Genomic DNA, 18,621 nt, shown 5'->3' on the forward strand with positions numbered 1-18,621 from the left:
TTGACTGACGGTAAGGAATCGGCTTGTGCTTTGGTGTCTCGGCTGCTGCCGAGACACCAACGTCGGGCCCTGTGCTGGCAGTTGTGCCCGGCTGGTTTGGAGGGTGTCCGTGGTGGTCAGTCCACTGAGTAATGCGCGGTTTCCGGTTCCGCTGGAGTGGGGTGAGCCGCCCGGGGCCGAAGCGGTGCCGGCGGCGCGGCGGTTGGTGGGGGCGATCGTGCGGGAGTGGGGTGTGCCGCTGTCGGCGGACGGGCTTCAGGAGGTGGAGCTGTGCGCCAGCGAGGTGATCGCCAATGCGCTCGTGCACACCAAGGAGCGCTGTGCCGTGACCGTCCGGTGGTGTGCCGGGCGGGTGCGGGTGGAGGTCGCCGATCGGTGCCCGGAACTCCCGAAGCGCGAGCGTGACGCCGGATCGACCAGCGGGCGTGGCCTCCTGCTCGTCGAAGCGCTGGCGCACACGTGGGGCTGGCGCCCGGCGGGGGTGGGCAAGGTGGTCTGGTTCGAGTACCTGGAAGTCGCCGAAGTGCCGTGCCCCACGCATGGATGGGGCACGGCACTGGACCTTCACGCTCTGCGAGAGGTGGCGTAGTGGCGACCGTCGGGCGCCTCGTGACTGTGACGGATTGTTGACTGACGGTAAGGAATTGGCTTGTGCGTCGGTGTCTCGGCTGCTGCCGAGACTGAGCCAGGACACGTTGGCTGGAACTTGGTCACGGTTGTTGGAACCGGAGTGCCCCAGCGCTGGAATCGCTCTTGGGGCTACTACTCCAGCTGTAGTTCGTGAGGCGTGTGTGACTGAAGGCGTGAAATGGGTTGATCATTCCCAGCCGTGCTCGGCGTAGGTCCGGTTGTCCCACTCCGGGTGCTCTGTGGTGTAGGTGCCCCAGCCCATGCGCTGGTAGTACAACGTCATCGCGTCGAAGTAGCTCGCGGCCTCAACGGTCCACACGAGCCGGGCACCTTCGGACAAGAGCGCACGAGCCCCGTCTCCGCGCGGTCCGGCCAGGCAGAACATCTTTCCCTCTTCGCCTTCGTCCCACAGCTCGTGAAGCATTGGTTCAGGATAGGTCCCAAGCGGCGCGGTGTGACGACAACGGTTGAACCGCTGTCGTCCCCGCCGCTCCAGTTGTCCTGCGTACGCGCTCGCTCGGTTCCAAGCCCCTCAGCGGAGCGGCCACGGACGCCGCGAGCCTGGGTAGTTCGGAACTGGTTCCAACATGAATGGCAATCCACCGCAGGTTGCAAGAAGGATGGCCAGATGGTTCCAACAAACGTGTCCCACCGGGTCGAAACGGCCAGGTCATCACACCGCGTTAGTTCCACCTATCGTGTCCCGGCTCAGAGACACCGACGTTAGGCCCTGTGCTGGCAGTTGTGCCCGACTGGCTCAGAGGGTGTCGGTGGTGGTCAGTCCACTGAGTAATGCGTCGGGGTGGGGTGAGCCGCCCGAGCATCCTCGGCAAGTGATTTTGATCGGTTGTCAGGTGATGCCGGTGGATCGAGTGGCGGTCCTGGGGTCGTGCCCGTGTGGGTGCGTCAAATGTGGTGGCGGTCCGGTGCTGGGGGTGGTCATTCTGGGTGGATGGGTGATCGTGCGAATTTTGTCGTTGTCCGCGAGAGCGGTGAGTTCGAGCTGTACCTGTCGCGGTTCGGGGCGGTAGGAATCGACCTCGACCTCCTGGCCGGGCCGGCGGAGGCGCTCTCGATGGTCCGGCGCCTGAGAGCGGTCGACTGGTGGCTGGACGATGTGCACTGCCAGGGTGCGGCGCTGATCGACCTCGGCCGGAAGGTGCTGATGCTGTTCGCCTGGGAAGGGCCGAGCGCCGAGATGCGCCACAGGGCGGCCACTCTGGAACTGTTGCAGGAAGCATGGGTGGGGTGGGACGTCCGGTGGATGTACGACGGCCCTGCCGAGCTGCGGACGTACCTGGGGCTGGACCCCGAACACGTCCGTGCTCGTGGGCGCGGGCATGCGGTGGGGCCGCTGCTCGAACCGGGCGACGAGGAACTGGCTGACCCCGAGTCGATGGTTGCGGTGGTGACGGTCGGGACGGAGCACTGCTACGTGCTGGCGAACGTCAACGACCATCCGGTCCGGGAGGGGGCTGCGCTGCTCGACCGGCTGGCGGGCGGCCCCGAGCACGGGGTCTGCCAGGCGTCGGCCGATGCCGGCATCCACGTCGATCCGCTGCGCCGGCGGGTGGGCTGGTGGGTGCTCGGGGCGTCGGCAGAGGCGTACGAGATGCCGCAGCGATGGCCCGGTTGGACGGTGGAGTTCTGGCAGGACCGCTGGGAGGAGCACGTACTGGCGGCGCCCGGACGCTTCTCGCCCCCGCCGGTCGACCGCGCGAGGGCGCTGGCGGACGTACGGGCTGCAGCGGCCGAACGCCGTCGAGAGGCATGAACCCGCCCGGCGCCCGCCGGGTCGGCCCGGCCGACCCCACCCCGCGAACCGTGCCGGCAGGCACCGACGTGCATACTTGCCGGACGATCAGCAGGACGTAGAGGTGATGACGCGGTGAAACTGGCTGAAGCGCTCGCGCAGCGCGCGGCTGCGGTGCGGCGGGTGGAGCAGTTGCGGGCGCGCGTCGTCGGCAGTGCCCGCTACCAGGAGGGCGAGGAGCCGGCCGAGCCCGCGGCGGAGGTCCTGGCCCAGGCCGGAGAGGTGCTGGACGAGCTGGAGCGGCTGATCCGTCAGATCAACCGGACCAACTCCACCGCGCTCATCGAGGGCGGCGGCACGCTGACCGACGCCCTCGCCCGCCGGGACGTCCTGCGGCTGCGCCACTCGGTGATCACCGCAGCCGCCGACGCCGCCTCCGGGCGCGACCAGCGCGGAGCCGTACGGCAGTTGCGGTCCGAACTCAGGATCCTCGCCGCCCTGCCGGTCGCCGAGCTCCGCGCCCAGGCGGACGCCCTGGCGAAGGAGATCCGCGAGGTGGACACCCTGATCCAGCGCACCAACTGGGAGATCGACCTGATCGAGGACTGACCCCACCAGCTGGGTGTGGGAAGCAGGTAGTCGCCACGGAGGCGTGCACACACCGCGGGCCGGCGGTTCATCCGGCCCTTGGCGCGTGAAGAGCAACGCAGGGGGTTCGATTCCTCATCAAACAATGCAGCTCAGCATCGCGTACAGGTGACAGAGCACACCGAACAGCTCACCACCACGTGCAGATCCGGGCGACGAGGGCGGGAACGGGGCGCCCCACACCCGGTGCGAGGGCCGTGCACACCAGCACGGCCCTCGCACCTGTTCCTCCCCGGGGCTGCTCAAGAAGCGCCTCCCGTCAGGGCGCGCCGAAGAAGCCGAAGAAGGCGTCCAGGATCTGCTGCGCGGCCAGCCCCGCCGGCATGGTGCCGGCGCGGACCTGGGCCTCCAACTCGACCGCGAGCCGCCGCACTTCGGGGTGTTCGTGCAGCCGCGCGTAGAGCTGGTCGTGGACCATCGTCCAGGTCCATTCGACCTGCTGTTCCCGCCGTTTCGCGGCCAGTGCGCCGGTGGCGTCGAGGACCTTGCGGTGTTGCTGGAGCCGTTCCCACAGCACGTCGAGTCCGGCGCCGTCGCGGCCGCTGCAGGTCAGCACGGGCGGCGTCCACGCCGCGTCGGGGGCCTGCAACAGCCGTAGGGCGCCGGCGAGTTCGCGGGCGGCGGCGCGGGCGTCGGGTTCGTGCGGGCCGTCGGCCTTGTTGACGGCGATGACGTCGGCCAGCTCCAGGACGCCCTTCTTGATGCCCTGCAACTGGTCGCCGGTGCGGGCGAGGCTGAGCAGCAGGAAGGTGTCGACCATCCCGGCGACGGCGGTCTCGGACTGGCCGACTCCCACCGTCTCGATCAGGACCACGTCGTAGCCGGCGGCCTCCATCACCACCATGGACTCCCGGGTGGCCTTGGCGACGCCGCCCAGCGTCCCGGAGGTGGGCGAGGGGCGGACGAAGGCGTGCGGGTCGATGGCGAGGCGTTCCATCCGGGTCTTGTCGCCGAGGATGGAGCCGCCGGTGCGGCTGGACGTGGGGTCGACGGCGAGTACGGCGACCCGGTGGCCGAGCGCCGTGAGCATGGTGCCGAAGGAGTCGATGAAGGTCGACTTGCCGACACCGGGCACGCCGGTGATGCCCACCCGGACCGCGCCGCCCGCGTGCGGCAGCAGCCGTTGGAGCAACTGCTGCGCGAGCGCGCGGTGGTCGGGCCGGGTGGACTCGACGAGGGTGACGGCGCGCGCGATCCAGGCGCGCGAGCCGTCGAGGACGCCTGTCACATAGCTGTCGAGGTCGATCGTCCGCGGAGGCATACGATCAAAATCTCACAGCTCGTGGCCGAGGTCGGCCGCCAGCGAGGTGAGCAGGTCGTAGGCGGCGTCCGGGATGACGGTGCCCGGCGGGAAGACCGCCGCCGCTCCCGCCTCGTACAGCGCGTCGAAGTCCTGCGGGGGGATCACCCCGCCGACCACGATGGTGATGTCCTCCCGGCCGGCCTCGGCGAGTGCGGTGCGCAGCGCGGGGACCAGGGTGAGGTGCCCGGCGGCGAGCGAGGAGACGCCGACGATGTGCACGTCCGCCTCGACGGCCTGGCGGGCGACTTCGTCGGGGGTCTGGAAGAGCGGGCCGACGTCCACGGTGAAGCCGAGGTCGGCGAAGGCGGTGGCGATCACCTTCTGGCCGCGGTCGTGGCCGTCCTGGCCCATCTTGGCGACCAGGATGCGCGGGCGCCGGCCTTCGGCCCGCTCGAACCGCTCGACCAGGTCGCGGGTGCGCTGGAGGGAGGCCGAGGGGCCCGCTTCGTCTCGGTACACGCCGGAGATGGTACGGATCTGGCCGCTGTGCCGGCCGTACACCTTCTCCAGGGCGTCCGAGATCTCGCCGACGGTGGCCTTCGCCCGGGCCGCGTCGACGGCCAGGTGCAGCAGGTTGCCGTCGAGCGAGCCGCCGCGCTGCGGGCCGGCCTCGGCGGCCCGGGTGAGCGCGTTCAGCGCGTCCTGGCAGGCCGCCTCGTCGCGCTCCTCCCGGAGCCGGCGCAGCTTTTCGAGCTGGCGGGCGCGCACCGAGGAGTTGTCGACCTTGAGCACGTCGATCTGCTCGTCGCTGTCCACCCGGTACTTGTTGACGCCGATGACCGGCTGGCGGCCGGAGTCGATCCGGGCCTGGGTGCGGGCGGCGGCCTCCTCGACGCGCATCTTCGGGATGCCCGCGTCGATGGCCTTGGCCATGCCGCCGGCCGCCTCGACCTCCTGGATGTGCTGCCAGGCGCGGCGCGCCAGGTCGTGGGTGAGCTTCTCGACGTAGGCGGAGCCGCCCCACGGGTCGATGACCCGGCAGGTGCCGGACTCCTGCTGGAGCAGCAGCTGGGTGTTGCGGGCGATCCGGGCGGAGAAGTCGGTGGGCAGGGCCAGCGCCTCGTCGAGCGCGTTGGTGTGCAGCGACTGGGTGTGGCCCTGGGTGGCGGCCATCGCCTCCACACAGGTGCGGGTCACGTTGTTGAACACGTCCTGGGCGGTGAGCGACCAGCCGGAGGTCTGCGAATGGGTGCGCAGCGACAGCGACTTGGCGTTCTTCGGGTCGAACTGCTTGACCAGCTTGGCCCACAGCAGCCGGGCCGCGCGCAGCTTGGCGACCTCCATGAAGAAGTTCATGCCGATCGCCCAGAAGAACGACAGCCGCGGCGCGAAGGCGTCGACGTCCAGGCCCACGTCCAGGCCCGCGCGCAGGTACTCCACCCCGTCGGCCAGGGTGTAGGCCAGCTCCAGGTCGGCGGTGGCCCCGGCCTCCTGGATGTGGTAGCCGGAGATGGAGATGGAGTTGTACCGGGGCATCTTCTGCGAGGTGTACGCGAAGATGTCCGAGATGATCCGCATCGACGGCTGCGGCGGGTAGATGTAGGTGTTGCGGACCATGAACTCCTTGAGGATGTCGTTCTGGATGGTCCCCGCCAGCTTCTCGGGTGCCACCCCCTGCTCCTCGGCGGCCACGATGTACAGGGCCAGGACGGGCAGGACGGCGCCGTTCATGGTCATCGACACCGACATCTTGTCCAGCGGGATGCCGTCGAAGAGTTGGCGCATGTCGTAGATCGAGTCGATCGCCACGCCCGCCATGCCGACGTCGCCGGTGACGCGCGGGTGGTCGCTGTCGTAGCCGCGGTGGGTCGGCAGGTCGAAGGCGACCGAGAGGCCCTTCTGGCCGGCTGCCAGGTTGCGGCGGTAGAAGGCGTTGGACTCCTCGGCGGTGGAGAAGCCCGCGTACTGGCGGACGGTCCACGGCTGGTTGACGTACATGGTCGGGTACGGCCCGCGCAGGTACGGGGCGATGCCCGGGTAGGTCTCCAGGAAGTCCAGGCCGGCCAGGTCCGCCGTGGTGTACAGCGGCTTGACGCCGATGCCCTCGGGGGTGTCCCAGACCAGCTCGTCGACGTCCTTGCCGGTGGACTGCCGCCAGGCGGCCCGCCACTGGCCGTCGGTGACGTCCCCGGAGGGATCCCCGTTCAGCCCGATTCCGGTGAAGTCGGGGATCATCGTGCCACTCCGATCTGGTCGAGCAGGGAGGTGAGGACGGCGATGGCGTCCCCGCCCGCGTGGATGAACTCGTCTACTCCTGCCGGGACTTCGCCGAGTCGACCGGCCAGCAGCACCCGTCGGGCTCCGGCCGCCTTCAGTGCGCCGGCGACGGCCTCGGCGTGCTCGCCGTACTGCGCGTCGCCGGAGCACAGGCAGGCGGCGGTGGCGCCGGAGGCGGTGAAGGCCTCGGCGAAGGCGGCCGGGTCGACGGACTCCAGCGAGGTCGTCGCGATGCCGCCGGCCTGGAACAGGTTGGCGGCGAAGGTGGTGCGCGCGGTGTGCGCGGAGGCGGTGCCGATCGAGGCCAGGAACAGCTTCGGCCGCTCGCCGGTGGCCGCGAGCTGCGCGTCCGAGCGGTCGCGCAGCGCCTCGTACGCCTCGGCGCGGCGCACCTGCGGCAGCCCGCCGCCCGGTGCGGCCGGGGCCGGTTCGCGGACCAGCGGCTGCTCCTCCAGGTGCGGGAACTCGCTGACACCGGTGACGGGTTCGCGCCGCTTGGCGAGCTTGACGGAGCGCTCCGCCCAGGTCGCGGCGATCCGCTCGCGGACCGTCCCGTCGGCGAGCGCCGCCTGCTGGCCGCCGGCCCGCTCGATCTCCTGGAACCAGGCCCAGGCGGCCGCCGCCAGCTCCTCGCCCAGCTGCTCGACGTACCAGGAGCCGCCGGCCGGGTCGATCACCCGGGCGAGGTGGGACTCCTCCAGCAGGATCGACTGGGTGTTGCGGGCGATCCGGCGGGCGAAGGCGTCCGGCAGGCCGAGGGCGCTGTCGAAGGGCAGCACGGTGACGGCGTCGGCGCCGCCCACGCCGGCGGCGAGGCAGGCGACGGTGGTGCGCAGCATGTTCACCCACGGGTCGCGGGCGGTCATCATCACCCGGGAGGTGACGGCGTGCTGGCGCTGCGCCGAGGCCGCCGCGGAGGCCCCCGACACCTCGGCGACGCGGGACCAGAGGCGGCGCGCGGCACGGAACTTGGCGATGGTGAGGAACTGGTCGGCGTCGGCCGCGTAGCGGAATTCCAGCTGGCCGAGCGCGGCGTCCACCGACAGCCCGGCGGCGGTGAGCGCCCGCAGGTAGGCGACGCCGGTGGCGAGCGAGCAGCCCAGCTCCTGGGCGGGCGAGGCGCCGGCCTCGTGGTAGGGCAGGGCGTCCACGGTCAGCGCCCGGACGCCGGGGTACTCGGCGGCGCAGCGGGCGGCCAGCGCGGTGGCCTCGGCGAGCAGCGCGGCGGTGCGCCCGGTCTCGCCGGTGCGGGCCTGGAGGCCCAGCGGGTCGGCGCTGAGGTTGCCGGCGGCGGCGCCGGGGGAGACCTCGCGCTCCTCGTACAGGGCGAACAACTGCTCGGCAGCGGCGGTGAATTCGGGTCCGGCGTCGAGTGCCACGGCGGCCAGGTCGAGGTACACGCCGGTCAGCGTCTCGGGCAGGGCCGTGACGGGCAGGCCCGCGCCGCCGAGCTCCAGCCAGAGCGAGCCGACGCCGTTCTCCAGGTCGGCCAGGACCGCCTCGTTGGTGCGCCGGCGGTCCGGGTCGGCGTGCCGCTGGCGGACGTCCCAGCCGGCGACGGCCGCGCCCTGCGGCCGGGGGGGGGGGGCGGGGGGGGGGGGGCGGCGGGGGCCGCGGGGGGGGGGGGCGGCGGGCGCGGGGGGGAGCCGGCGGGTGGGCGTGCCGCGGGCGGACGACCCCGCCGGCGCCGGCCGCGCCCGGCGGCCGGCCGCCGCGGACGACGGGGGGGACGCCGGGGTAGCCGGCTTCGGCCGGGGCGTCCTCGGCGGTGTACAGCGGGCGGGCGCGCAGCCCGTCCGGGAGTTCGGTGGTGAGCGCCCGCTCGGCGGCGGCGCCGTCCGCGGGCTGCGCGCCGGACTTGCGCAGCACGCCCTCGACGAGCTGCTGCCACTGCTCGCGGTGTGCGGCCGGGAATTCGGCGGCGAGGGGGAGCCCTTCGGGCAGGACGTTCATGACCGCAGGTTAGCGCTCGTTCGCAGGCCCGCAGGAGGGGCGGCCCGTGTGACCTTTCCCTCGATTTGGCACGTTCTCAGCACTCCGGGCGGCGAGGAGTGCCGCGGACGGTGGCACCCGAGGTCAACGCCGGTGCCGGGGGCCACGATCGATCGCCCGGAACGGCCCGGAACAGGGGGATTGCGGAACCCCTCCACTCATCTATTAAGTTACTTCGAAGAAGGTGGGCGGGGACCGAACCCCCGTAGGTCCTCGCCCGCCTTCGCCGTCCCCTGCCGTCCCCCGAAGGAGAGCCCCCCGCCATGGGAAAGCGTCGCAAGCCCAGCCCCCCGAGCCGGGCCCGCATGGCGGTCCTCACCACGGCCATGGCCGGCGGCGCCGTCCTCGCCTCCGGCACCGCCCACGCCGAGCCCGCCCCCAACCTGGCCTCCGTCAAGGAGCAGGTGGACAAGCTCAACGAGGAGGCCGAGCAGGCCGTCGAGCAGTTCAACGGCTTCCAGGAGAAGCAGCAGAAGCTCCAGGGCGACGCCAGCAAGATCCAGGAGAAGGTCGCCCGCGGGCAGGAGGCGATGAACGAGCTGCGCTCCCAGCTCGGCGCGGTGGCCGCCGACCAGTACCGCACCAACGGCATCGACCCGTCCTTCCAGCTGATGCTCGACTCCGACCCGGCCGCCTACCTGGAGCGCGCCTCGGTCCAGAACCACCTCGCCGACTCCCAGATATCCCTGCTCAAGCAGGCCCAGAACGAGCAGCGCAAGCTCGACCAGGACCGCGCCGAGGCCACCGCCACCCTGGCCCAGCTCGACTCCGTCGGCACCGAGCTGGGGGAGAAGAAGAAGCAGATCCAGGTCAAGCTCGCCCAGGCGCAGGGCATGCTCAACAAGCTGAGCGCCGAGGACCGCGCCAAGATCAACGCCCAGCAGAACGCCGAGAAGGCCAAGGCCGAGGCCCAGGCGGCGGCCGCCGCCGACCGGGCCTCCCGCTCCTCGGAGCGCCCGAACATGAACACCCCGGCGCCGCCCGCCAGCGGTCGCGCCGCCGCCGTCCTCCAGTTCGCCTACGCCCAGCTCGGCAAGCCCTACGGCTGGGGCGCGACCGGCCCCAACAGCTTCGACTGCTCCGGCCTCACCGGCGGCGCCTACCGCGCGGGCAACGTCAAGCTGCCCCGGATGTCCCAGGACCAGTGGAACACCGGCTCCCGCGTCCAGCGCGCCGACCTCCAGCCCGGCGACCTGGTCTTCTTCTACCCCGACATCCACCACGTGGGCATCTACATCGGCGACGGCAAGATGATCCACGCCCCGCGCACCGGCAAGAACGTCGAGGTCCTCCCGATCAGCGCCATGCCGTACGTGGGCGCCGTCCGGCCGTAGCCGTAGCCGTAGCCGTAGCCGTAGCCGTAGTCCGTGGCTGCAGCTGTGTGCTGTGGCCGGCAGCCCGGCAGCCCGGCAGCCCGCTCCCGCCTCGGCGGGGGCGGGCCTTCGCGTTCTCCGGGGCCGCCATCTGGACATACTTGCCTCCGCAGTCTCCCCACACCCGCAGGGTCGTCACGGAGAGAGAGCACCATGGTTGACACGCCCGCGCCCACCACCCGCGAGGAGAACCCGTGAGCCTGCCCGAGACCGTTCAGCTGGCCCCCGCCCCGGCCGACTACGCCTACACCTTCGGCGGGCGCGCACCGCTCGTCACCGTGCAGCCCGGCACCATCGTCGAACTGACCACCGAGGACTGCTTCGGCGGCAAGGTGCGCGGCACCGGCGACCTGCCCAGCCAGGTGTGCGTCTTCCCCTACCTCAACCCGGTCACCGGGCCGATCGCGGTGGCGGGCGCGGAGCCCGGCGACGTCCTCGCGGTGCACTTCGTGGAGATCACCCCGGCCCGCGACTACGGCGTCTCCAGCACCTTCCCGCACTTCGGCGCGCTGACCGCGACCCACAGCACGGCGATGCTGCACCCGCCGCTGGAGGAGCGGGTCTGGGTCTACGACCTGGACCTCAAGGCGGGCGTCTGCCGATTCCGGGCCCGCAACAGCGACTTCACGGTGGACCTCCCGCTCGACCCGATGCACGGCACCGTCGGGGTCGCCCCGGCGGCCGGCGAGGTGCTGGCCTCGATCACGCCGGGCGCGCACGGCGGCAACCTGGACACCCCCGAGATGCGGGCCGGCACCACCGCCTACTTCGGGGTGAACGTCCCGGGCGGGCTGCTCGCCATCGGCGACGGCCACGCGCGCCAGGGGGAGGGGGAGGTGTGCGGGACGGCGGTGGAGGCGGCCATGCGCACCACCGTGATCGTCGACCTGGTCAAGGGCGGCGGACCGGCCTGGCCCCGGCTGGAGGACGACCGCTTCCTGATCAGCACCGGCTCCGCCCGCCCCCTGGAGGACGCGTTCCGGATCAGCCAGCACGACCTGGTCGGCTGGACCGGGCACCTGCTCGGCCTGGACCAGCTCGACGCCTACCAACTGGTCAGCCAGGCCGGGCTGGCGCCGGCCGCCAACGTCTGCGACACCAACTACACGATGGTCGCCAAGCTGCCGAAGAGCCTGCTCGGGCGGGTCCGCGCCTACGACGGCCTGCACGACCGCCTGCGCGAGACCGCCGAGGCGTACCTGCGGCACCGGTAGGGTCGGTCCGGGATCGTGACCGGGGGGCGGCGGACGCCCTACGGGTGCGGCGCGCAGGCCAGCAGGTACGGCAGCAGCGGGAGCGCCGACACCGCCAGCCAGAAGGCCAGTTGGCGCCCGCGCCGACCGTGCCCCGGGCGGGCCAGCCGGCGGACCCGGGCCAGCACCCCGCTGGCGGCCGCCGCCAGCGCCCCGCCCGACGCGGGGCCCAGCGACCCGCCCGGCGGGATGCCGGGCGCGGCGCCCGTCGGGGCCCCGGACGTCGCCAAGGCGCAGAGCGCGGAGGCCAGTTCGCTGCGCGACACCCGTGCCAGCGCGGCGTCGTCGGCCGCCATCTCCAGCAGCAGCCCCACCTCCGCCCGCCCGCGCCGGGCCAGCGGCAGCGGGCCGAACAGCAGGGCGAAGGTGTCCGCCGGGAGCCGGAACAGGTGGTGGCGGCCGCGGATGTGTCCGTGCTCGTGCGCCACCGCCGCGGCCAACTGCCGTTCGTCCAGCAGCCGCAGCGCCCCGCGCGACAGGACCACCCGGGAGCTGCGGCCGGGCAGGCAGTAGACGGTCGGGTGGGCGTGCTCCAGGATCAGGGCGCCCCAGCGCCCGTCCCGGACGGCGACCAGGTCCAGCATCGCCCGGTGCCGCCGGCGCGCCCGCCCGGCCCGGACGCCGACGGCCGTCACCACCGTGGCGATCGCGGCCCCGGCGGCGGCCAGCAGCCACCAGTCGTGGGTGTGCGGGGCGACGGGCCCGACCGGCTCCGGGTGCGGGAACAGCCCGACCAGCCCGGCCGGCTCGTGGGCGAACGGCTCCACCGCGTGGTGCGCCGCCAGCAGCAGCGCGACCAGGAAGGAGGCCATCAGGGCCAGCCAGAGCGCGGCGCCCGCCGCCGGGCGCGCCTGCAACCGGGCCGAGCCGGCCAGCCGGCGCGGCAGCAGGACCCCGGTCACGGCCAGGTGGAGGCCGAGCAGCGCGAGGGTCACTCGGCGTCCCGGGCCTTCACCTGTTCCAGCGCCGCCAGCAGCGCGGACGCCTCGTCGCTGCTCATCCCGTCGACGAAGTGCAGCAGCGCACCCGCCCGGTCCGGCGTGGTCTCCAGCGCCTGGCGCATCAGCTGCGCGGTGTAGGCCTCCCGGGTGCAGGTCGGCTCGTACGCCCAGGCCCGGCCCACCTTGTCCCGGCGCAGCCAGCCCTTGGTGTGCAGGATGTCGGCCACCGTGGTGACGGTGGTGTACGCGACCGGCCGCTGACGCTGGAGGTCGTCCACCACCTCGCGTACGGTGGCGGGCCGGCCCCAGGACCACAGCCGGTCCATGATCTCGGCCTCCAGGTCGCCGAACCCGCGCAGCACCGCCGTTCTCTCCCTCGCCGACCCGCCGGCGCCCTTCGCCCGCTAGAACCCGCCCATGGTACGGCCCTCTCGCGTGTGGGTCGCCCGCGCACGCCGAAGCCCGCCCCCCATTTCGGAGGGCGGGCTTCGGCGTGCGCCGGGGATCAGGACAGCCGCCGCCCCATCGGGATGCGGGAGCGGGTCAGCAGGGCGGCGAGCAGCCCCGCCAGCACCGGGAGCACCAGGACGACCAGCAGCAGCTGGCCCCAGGGGGCGGTGATCAGGGCCGGGTGGCCGCCGAACCCGCTAGCCCGGGACTTCAGCAGGCCCACCGCGGGGACGAAGCCGTTGACCGCCCCGAGCAGCGCCCCGAGCAGGGCGATCATCGCGCACTGCAGCCCCGCCATGGTGCGGCGGATCCGCGGTGGTGCGCCGACGGCGGCCAGGGTGGCCTGGTCCTGGCGGGAGTCGGCGGCGGCCAGGCCGGTGGCGATGCCGGCGGCGCCGAGGACGACCAGCCCGGCGAAGCCGCTGAGGGCCAGGGTGAGGGCGTCGCCGCGGGGCTGGAAGCCGCGCTCGACCTCCAGCTGGGCGGCCCGGTCGAGCCGGACGACGGCGGCCTCGGCACGCTGCTGGGCCTTGCGGTCGGGCGGGGTGGCGGGCACCCAGATCGCGCCGGTGGGCCTCGCGGCGAGCCCGGGCAGGAGCTTGGGCAGCGCCGAGGGCAGGATCAGGCCCTGGGCGAAGCGGGCGGCGTTCGGGTTCTCGACCAGGACGGCGTCGGCCGGGATTTCCTGGAGGTCGGGCTTGGGGACCTCGCCGGGCTGGAGCGGCGCTCCGGAGCTGCCGCGCAGTTGGAGCACCGCCCGGCCGTCGCCGGCGAGGAAGGCGCGGTCGAAGACCAGGATCTTCCCGGCGGCCAGGGCCTGTTCGGCGGCCGGGTCGTGGATGCCGAACTGGGTGCGGAGCATGGCGGCGTCCCCGGCGGCCAGGTGCGGCGGGCCGGACGCGGTGCGCCAGTTCACGGTGCCCTTGAGCTGGACGGTGCTGGAGCAGTTGGCACAGAACTGGTACACCGCCTCGCCGAGGTCGGCGCGCGGCCCCAGGTCGGTCAGCTGCTTGCCCACCTCGGCGCGCAGGCCGTCGAGTTGCGGTCCGTCGGCGGTGGAGAGGAGCTGCACGGCGCCGTACGGGGCCTGCGGCCGGTAGTCGCGGCGGTTCTCGGCGTCGGTGCTGGTGCTGTAGACGCCGATGGCGACGGCCCCGGCCACGGCGGCCATCACGGCGGCGACGGCCGGCGCGGTGCGCGAGCGGTGCCGGGCGGAGTCGCGCAGGGCGAGTCGGGGGCCGAGCGGCAGCCGCTTGGCGAGCCGGCCGAGCAGGGCGACGAGTGCGGGGGTGCAGGCGAGCAGGCCGAGTTCGGCGATGACGGAGCCGCCGAGCACGGTCAGCGTGCGGGTGTCGTAGGTGCTGACGACGGGCACGCCGCCGTGTTGCACCGCGCTCGCGCCGTACAGGGCCAGGGCGGCGCCGGCGGCGAGCAGCAGCACACCGAGCACGGTGACCCAGCGGTTCGGGGCCTGGACGGTGTCCCGGCCGGTGAGTCCGGCGGTGACGCTGCTGCGGGCGGCCTGCCGGGCGGGCAGCGCGGCCGCGAGGAGCGCCGTGAGCAGGCCGATCCCGCCGATCGCGAGCAGGTCCAGTGGCGGCAGGGCGAAGTGCCCGAAGCGGGCGCCGCCGGCCCGTTCGATCCACGGGCGCAGCCCGGCGACGAGGCCGCCGCCGAGGACCACGCCGACCACGGCCCCGGCCGTGCCGAGGACGAGGGCGCCGCCGAGCACCACCGCGCCGACGTGCGTCCGCCGGCCGCCGGCGGCGCCGAGCAGCGCGAGCTGGCGGCGGGAGCGGCGGGCGCCGACCGCGAAGGCGGGGCCGGCGAGCAGGGCGACCTCCAGCAGGCCCATGCCGGTGACGGTGGCCACCACGACCTTGGTGTTGTCGTCGGCGGAGGGGCCGAAGGAGCGGTAGGCGTCCCGGTAGTAGGGGACGGCGGCGCGCGGCGGCGGGGCGAGCGCGACCGAGCGGGCGGTGAGGGTGTAGCCGTGGGCGTTGAACTCCTGGACCTTGGCCCAGTCGAGGGTGGCCCCGGCGGGGAGCCGGACCAGCCAGGCGCCGCGTTCGGGCTCCGGCGGTGCCGCGGCCGGGCTGCCGGGAGGCGTGGCGGCGGCGAGCTGGCTCAGCAACGCGCCCGGCTGGGCGACGAGTTCGACCCGGCGGAGGTCGTCCGGGTGCTCGACGACGCCGGTGATGGTGAAGGTGGTCCGCTCCAGGCCGGGAAAGGTGGTGGTGCCGCCGACGGCCAGTCCGGAGTTGTCGAGGAAGGCCCGGGTGGCGGCCAGTTCGCGCGGGCCGCCCGGGGCGTGGCCGTCGACCAGGTCGAGCCGGCCGTGCCAGAGCGGGTCGGCGAGGTCGGCCTCGGTGGTGAGGGCGCGGACCAGGCCTTCGGGGGAGGTGGCGCCGGTCTCCGGGCCCTGCCGGGCGGAGGTGAGCACGCTGCCCGGTGGCAGGAGTCCGGTGACCAGGGCGACGGGGTCGGTGCCGGCGCCCTTCTGCTGCTCGGCCGTGGGCGGCTGCCCGGGGCGGGGCTGGACCGCGAAGGCGCCGTCCTCGGCGACCGGGGCCTGCTCGACGGTCCGGCCGGGGGCGAGTGACGTGACCAGGGCGTCCGCCCCGCCCAGCACCCGTTCGACCCGTTCGGCCGGGGTGAGCTGCCCGCTGCGGTGGACGACGTCGGCGCCGGTGACGCCGAGGACGGGCAGCGCGATCATGGCGACGATCAGGGCGCTGCGGCCCTTGGCGCGCAGCGCGTCGCGGCGGGCGATGCGCAGGGCGACCTTCCAGGCGCCGAGTCTCATCGGGTCACCTCGCCGAAGCCGCCGGCCGCGTGGCCGAAGTCGCCGGACGTGTGGCCGGTGCCGGTGGTCGAGTGCCCGGCCCCGTCGGCCGCGTGGCCGTAGCCGTCGGCCGGGGCGCTGAGCGGCTCGCCGGTCAGTCGGCGCTTGCCGGTGCGCCGCCCGTGGCTCTCGGAGTCGACCGCGCCGTCCTTCAGGTGGACCACCCGGTCCGCCCAACTGGCGTGCGCGGCCTCGTGGGTGACCATCATCGCGGCGGCCCCGGCGTCGCAGCGGGCGCGCAGCACGGCGAGCACGGCCTCGCCGGTGGCGGAGTCGAGGGCGCCGGTCGGTTCGTCGGCGAGGACGAGCCGGCGCTCGCCGATCAGCGCGCGGGCGATGGCGACGCGCTGCTGCTGGCCGCCGGACATGTCGTCGGGGAAGCGGTCGGCGAGTTCCCCGATGCCGAGTTCCTCCAGGGCGGCGAGCGCCTCGCGGCGGGCGGTGCGTCCGGAGACTCCGTCGAGTTCGCGGGGGAGCGAGATGTTCTCGGCGGCGGTGAGGGCGGGGATCAGGTTGTAGTCCTGGAAGACGTACCCGATGGAGCGCCGCCGAAGGTCGGCGAGCCGGCCGCGGCTGAGGCCGCCGAGCGCTACGCCCTCGACCAGGATCTCGCCCTCGCTGGGCGCGTCGAGTCCGCCGGCCAGGGTCAGCAGGGTGGACTTTCCGGAGCCGGACGGGCCCATGACGGCGACGAACTCGCCGGGGTGGACGGCCAGTTCGACGCCGCGCAGGGCGTGTACCTCGGCGGCGCCCCGCCCGTGCACCCGGGTGACGTTGGCCAGGTGCAGGACGGGTGCGGATCGGGTCGGATCGCTGTGGGACACACTTCCCCCTCGTGAGCTGTTGAGCTGCATATGTCGGTGAACTATATATGCCGGATGGGGGTGCACGTCGAGGGGTGGGTTTGGTCAAGCTTCTACAAAGCTGTCGAAGTTCGGTCGAGACGCCGCTATCCGGGTGAAAGGGAGGGTCTATGCTTGACGAGGTTTGAAGAAGGCACCTCGTTCGGTGAGGCTTCTTCACGGACACAGGCCACTGATCCGACGACGTCGAGAGACGCCCAGGGTTAGGACAGATCTTCCCGACCTAAGGGTTGATCCGAAGTGGCTTCCGGCCCGACCGGGCTGGACACGCCGTGGAGTGCCAAAGCTCTGACGAGTTGGGGTGTGCCGGTCCCGTAGGGCTGGTCCGCTCCTTGCCGTGTCGCGATGCGGTGCACAGACGGTGCACCCCCGACCGGGAGGAGGCGAGAGACATGGACTGCGATAGTCCGGGCCATAGTCGCCCCTACCCCCGCATGCTCTCGATCACCTCTGGCACGCGGTAACAACCTTCCCTGCGCGTTCACCTGACGCTGCGTCATGCGCTCAACCGCGCCCCGACGCACAGCGTCTGACGCTCCGTCATGCCCTCACGGCCGCCGCCGCTCAGCGTCGCCGTGCGGTCCGACGCCGTGCGCTCGCAGGGAGGATCGCTGCTGCGTGCCCCCTGTCGCCCCCTCAAGGAAGGGGGCAGGGAGGCCCTGCCATGACCAACGTGATGCTGGACCCGAAGGTCCCCACCACCACCACCCGCACCGCCGTGCTCGACGACGCCCACGTCGGCGACATCAGGGGTGCGCTCGGCACCATCCGGCTCGACGACACCACGCCGCGCCACGGCCTGTCAGCGCGGCTCAAGACCCTGCTGGCGATCGTGGGCCCCGGCCTGATCGTGATGGTCGGCGACAACGACGCGGGCGCCTTCTCGACGTACGGGCAGGCGGGGCAGAACTACGGCACGCAGCTGCTGTGGACGCTGCTGATGCTCGTCCCGGTGCTGTACGTGAACCAGGAGATGGTGCTGCGCCTGGGCGCCGTCACCGGTGTCGGGCACGCCCGGCTGATCCTGGAGCGCTTCGGGAAGTTCTGGGGCGCGTTCAGCGTCATCGACCTGTTCCTGCTGAACGCGCTGACGCTGGTCACGGAGTTCATCGGCGTCACCCTGGCGGCCGGGTACCTCGGGCTGCCGAAGGTGGCCGCGGTGGTGCTGGCGGCGGTGGTGATCATCGCCTCGGCGTTCACCGGCTCGTTCCAGCGCTTCGAGCGCGTCGCCGTCACGCTGTGCGTGGGTTCGCTGCTGCTGGTGCCGATCTACTTCATGGTCCACCCGAAGACCTCGCAGATGGCGCACGACTTCACGGTGCCCAGCATGCCGGGCGGCTCCGGCCAGCTGGCGGCCGTGATGCTGGTGATCGTCTCCATCGTGGGCACCACCGTCGCCCCGTGGCAGCTGTTCTTCCAGCAGTCGTACGTCATCGACAAGCGGATCACGCCGCGGTTCATGAAGTACGAGAAGGTCGACCTGTGGATCGGGATCGCCATCGTCATCATCGGCGCCGCCGCGATGATGGGCTTCACCGCCGCGGCCTTCGCCGGCACCGACGGCTTCGGCCAGTTCTCGGATGCGGCCGCCGTCGCCAAGGGCCTTGAGGACAAGGCCGGGCACGTGGTCGGCGTGCTGTTCGCCATCGCGCTGCTGGACGCCTCGATCATCGGCGCCTTCGCCGTGTCGCTGTCCACCGCCTACGCGATCGGCGACGTGTTCGGCATCAGGCACTCGCTGCACCGGGGCGTCAAGGGCGCCAAGGGCTTCTACGCGATCTACGCCGGCCTGGTGGTCGCGGCGGCCGCGATCACGCTGCTGTCCACCGGCTACACCCAGGGCCTGATGACGCAGTTCGTCCAGGTGCTGGCCGGTGTGCTGCTGCCCTCGGCGACGGTGTTCCTGCTGCTGCTGTGCAACGACAAGGCCGTCCTGGGGCCCTGGGTCAACGGGCCCAAGACCAACGCCTTCACCTCCGCCGTGGTCGGCGTGCTGGTGATGCTGTCGCTGATCCTGACCGCCGCCGTGGTCTGGCCCGACATCAGCTCGCAGGCCATCCTGTGGATCATGGCCGGCTGCGGCGTGGCCGGCGTCCTGGTCGCCGGATACTTCTTCACCTTCGGCCGCCGAGGGACCAAGGAAGACCCCGTCGACCGCACCGGCCGCGAGGAATGGCGGATGCCCCCGCTGGAGACCCTCGGCAAGCCGGTCATGTCCACCGCCCGCAAGGTCGGCATGGGCGCCCTGCGCGCCTACCTCCTGGTCGCGATGGTGATGGTCATCATCAAGATCGTCCAAACCGCACTCAACCACTGAGCCGAAGACCGCAGCCCGGACGGACGGGTGGTGGGC

Annotated in this window: 13 protein-coding genes, 2 pseudogenes and 1 riboswitch; of the genes and pseudogenes, 6 read left to right on the forward strand and 9 right to left on the reverse strand. The window is 72.7% G+C overall.

Annotated features, from left to right (window positions below; translation table 11 throughout):
* Window positions 1-103: 103 nt before the first annotated feature.
* Complete coding sequence (locus tag ACFV6D_RS02205) at window positions 104-589, forward strand: ATP-binding protein (RefSeq protein ID WP_380557807.1); 486 nt, start codon at window positions 104-106, stop codon at window positions 587-589.
* Window positions 590-817: 228 nt separating this feature from the next.
* Here the strand turns inward: ACFV6D_RS02205 and ACFV6D_RS02210 are convergent, their stop codons facing one another.
* Window positions 818-949 carry a hypothetical protein gene (locus ACFV6D_RS02210; RefSeq protein WP_363376953.1) on the reverse strand — a complete coding sequence of 44 codons (132 nt, stop codon included), beginning with the start codon at window positions 947-949 and terminating at the stop codon, window positions 818-820.
* Window positions 950-1,582: 633 nt separating this feature from the next.
* Between ACFV6D_RS02210 and ACFV6D_RS02215 the strand changes: the two genes are divergently transcribed.
* Window positions 1,583-2,404, forward strand: a complete 822-nt coding sequence (locus ACFV6D_RS02215; protein ID WP_380557810.1) for a hypothetical protein — start codon at window positions 1,583-1,585, stop codon at window positions 2,402-2,404.
* A gap of 114 nt (window positions 2,405-2,518) precedes the next feature.
* Entirely contained in the window at window positions 2,519-2,992 is a 474-nt protein-coding gene (locus tag ACFV6D_RS02220) for a DIP1984 family protein (RefSeq protein ID WP_380557813.1), read from the forward strand.
* A gap of 298 nt (window positions 2,993-3,290) precedes the next feature.
* Here the strand turns inward: ACFV6D_RS02220 and meaB are convergent, their stop codons facing one another.
* The 4 genes and pseudogenes from meaB to ACFV6D_RS02240 form a co-directional block, all read right to left on the reverse strand.
* On the reverse strand, window positions 3,291-4,292 hold the full coding sequence (gene meaB / locus ACFV6D_RS02225; RefSeq protein ID WP_380557816.1) for a methylmalonyl Co-A mutase-associated GTPase MeaB: 1,002 nt from the start codon (window positions 4,290-4,292) through the stop codon (window positions 3,291-3,293).
* A 12-nt stretch (window positions 4,293-4,304) separates the two neighbouring features.
* Window positions 4,305-6,509, reverse strand: a complete 2,205-nt coding sequence (scpA, locus tag ACFV6D_RS02230) for a methylmalonyl-CoA mutase (protein WP_380344392.1) — start codon at window positions 6,507-6,509, stop codon at window positions 4,305-4,307.
* Window positions 6,506-8,068, reverse strand: a pseudogene (locus tag ACFV6D_RS02235) (methylmalonyl-CoA mutase family protein); the annotation flags it as partial. The pseudogene ACFV6D_RS02235 and the gene scpA, both read right to left, overlap by 4 nt.
* A gap of 187 nt (window positions 8,069-8,255) precedes the next feature.
* Window positions 8,256-8,504, reverse strand: a pseudogene (locus ACFV6D_RS02240) (methylmalonyl-CoA mutase); the annotation flags it as partial.
* Between the two features lie 302 nt (window positions 8,505-8,806).
* Between ACFV6D_RS02240 and ACFV6D_RS02245 the strand changes: the two are divergent.
* Together ACFV6D_RS02245 and ACFV6D_RS02250 are read left to right on the forward strand one after the other, a co-directional pair.
* Entirely contained in the window at window positions 8,807-9,877 is a 1,071-nt protein-coding gene (locus ACFV6D_RS02245; RefSeq protein ID WP_063346507.1) for a C40 family peptidase, read from the forward strand.
* A 233-nt stretch (window positions 9,878-10,110) separates the two neighbouring features.
* Window positions 10,111-11,130 (forward strand): acetamidase/formamidase family protein, encoded by a 1,020-nt coding sequence (locus ACFV6D_RS02250; protein ID WP_063346506.1) that lies wholly within the window; start codon window positions 10,111-10,113, stop codon window positions 11,128-11,130.
* Window positions 11,131-11,168: 38 nt separating this feature from the next.
* On the opposite strand, the gene ACFV6D_RS02255 is transcribed toward ACFV6D_RS02250, so the two are convergent.
* From ACFV6D_RS02255 to ACFV6D_RS02270, 4 genes are all read right to left on the reverse strand, one after another.
* The gene (locus ACFV6D_RS02255) at window positions 11,169-12,104 is read right to left on the reverse strand and encodes a M56 family metallopeptidase (protein ID WP_380557818.1); all 936 of its coding nucleotides are present in this window, start codon (window positions 12,102-12,104) and stop codon (window positions 11,169-11,171) included.
* Entirely contained in the window at window positions 12,101-12,469 is a 369-nt protein-coding gene (locus ACFV6D_RS02260; protein WP_063350923.1) for a BlaI/MecI/CopY family transcriptional regulator, read from the reverse strand. Before ACFV6D_RS02260 ends, ACFV6D_RS02255 begins: the two co-directional genes overlap by 4 nt.
* Window positions 12,470-12,615: 146 nt before the next feature.
* Window positions 12,616-15,366 (reverse strand): FtsX-like permease family protein, encoded by a 2,751-nt coding sequence (locus ACFV6D_RS02265; protein ID WP_380557821.1) that lies wholly within the window; start codon window positions 15,364-15,366, stop codon window positions 12,616-12,618.
* The gene (locus ACFV6D_RS02270; RefSeq protein ID WP_063346503.1) at window positions 15,363-16,259 is read right to left on the reverse strand and encodes an ABC transporter ATP-binding protein; all 897 of its coding nucleotides are present in this window, start codon (window positions 16,257-16,259) and stop codon (window positions 15,363-15,365) included. The genes ACFV6D_RS02265 and ACFV6D_RS02270 overlap by 4 nt, the downstream gene beginning before the upstream one ends.
* Window positions 16,260-16,398: 139 nt before the next feature.
* A riboswitch (M-box (ykoK) riboswitch) is annotated at window positions 16,399-16,576 on the forward strand.
* Window positions 16,577-16,932: 356 nt separating this feature from the next.
* Between ACFV6D_RS02270 and ACFV6D_RS02275 the strand changes: the two genes are divergently transcribed.
* The gene (locus ACFV6D_RS02275; protein WP_380426873.1) at window positions 16,933-18,585 is read left to right on the forward strand and encodes an NRAMP family divalent metal transporter; all 1,653 of its coding nucleotides are present in this window, start codon (window positions 16,933-16,935) and stop codon (window positions 18,583-18,585) included.
* The last annotated feature ends 36 nt before the right edge of the window (window positions 18,586-18,621 follow it).

The sequence above is a fragment of the Kitasatospora sp. NPDC059812 genome (assembly GCF_042732075.1).
Taxonomy (GTDB): domain Bacteria; phylum Actinomycetota; class Actinomycetes; order Streptomycetales; family Streptomycetaceae; genus Kitasatospora.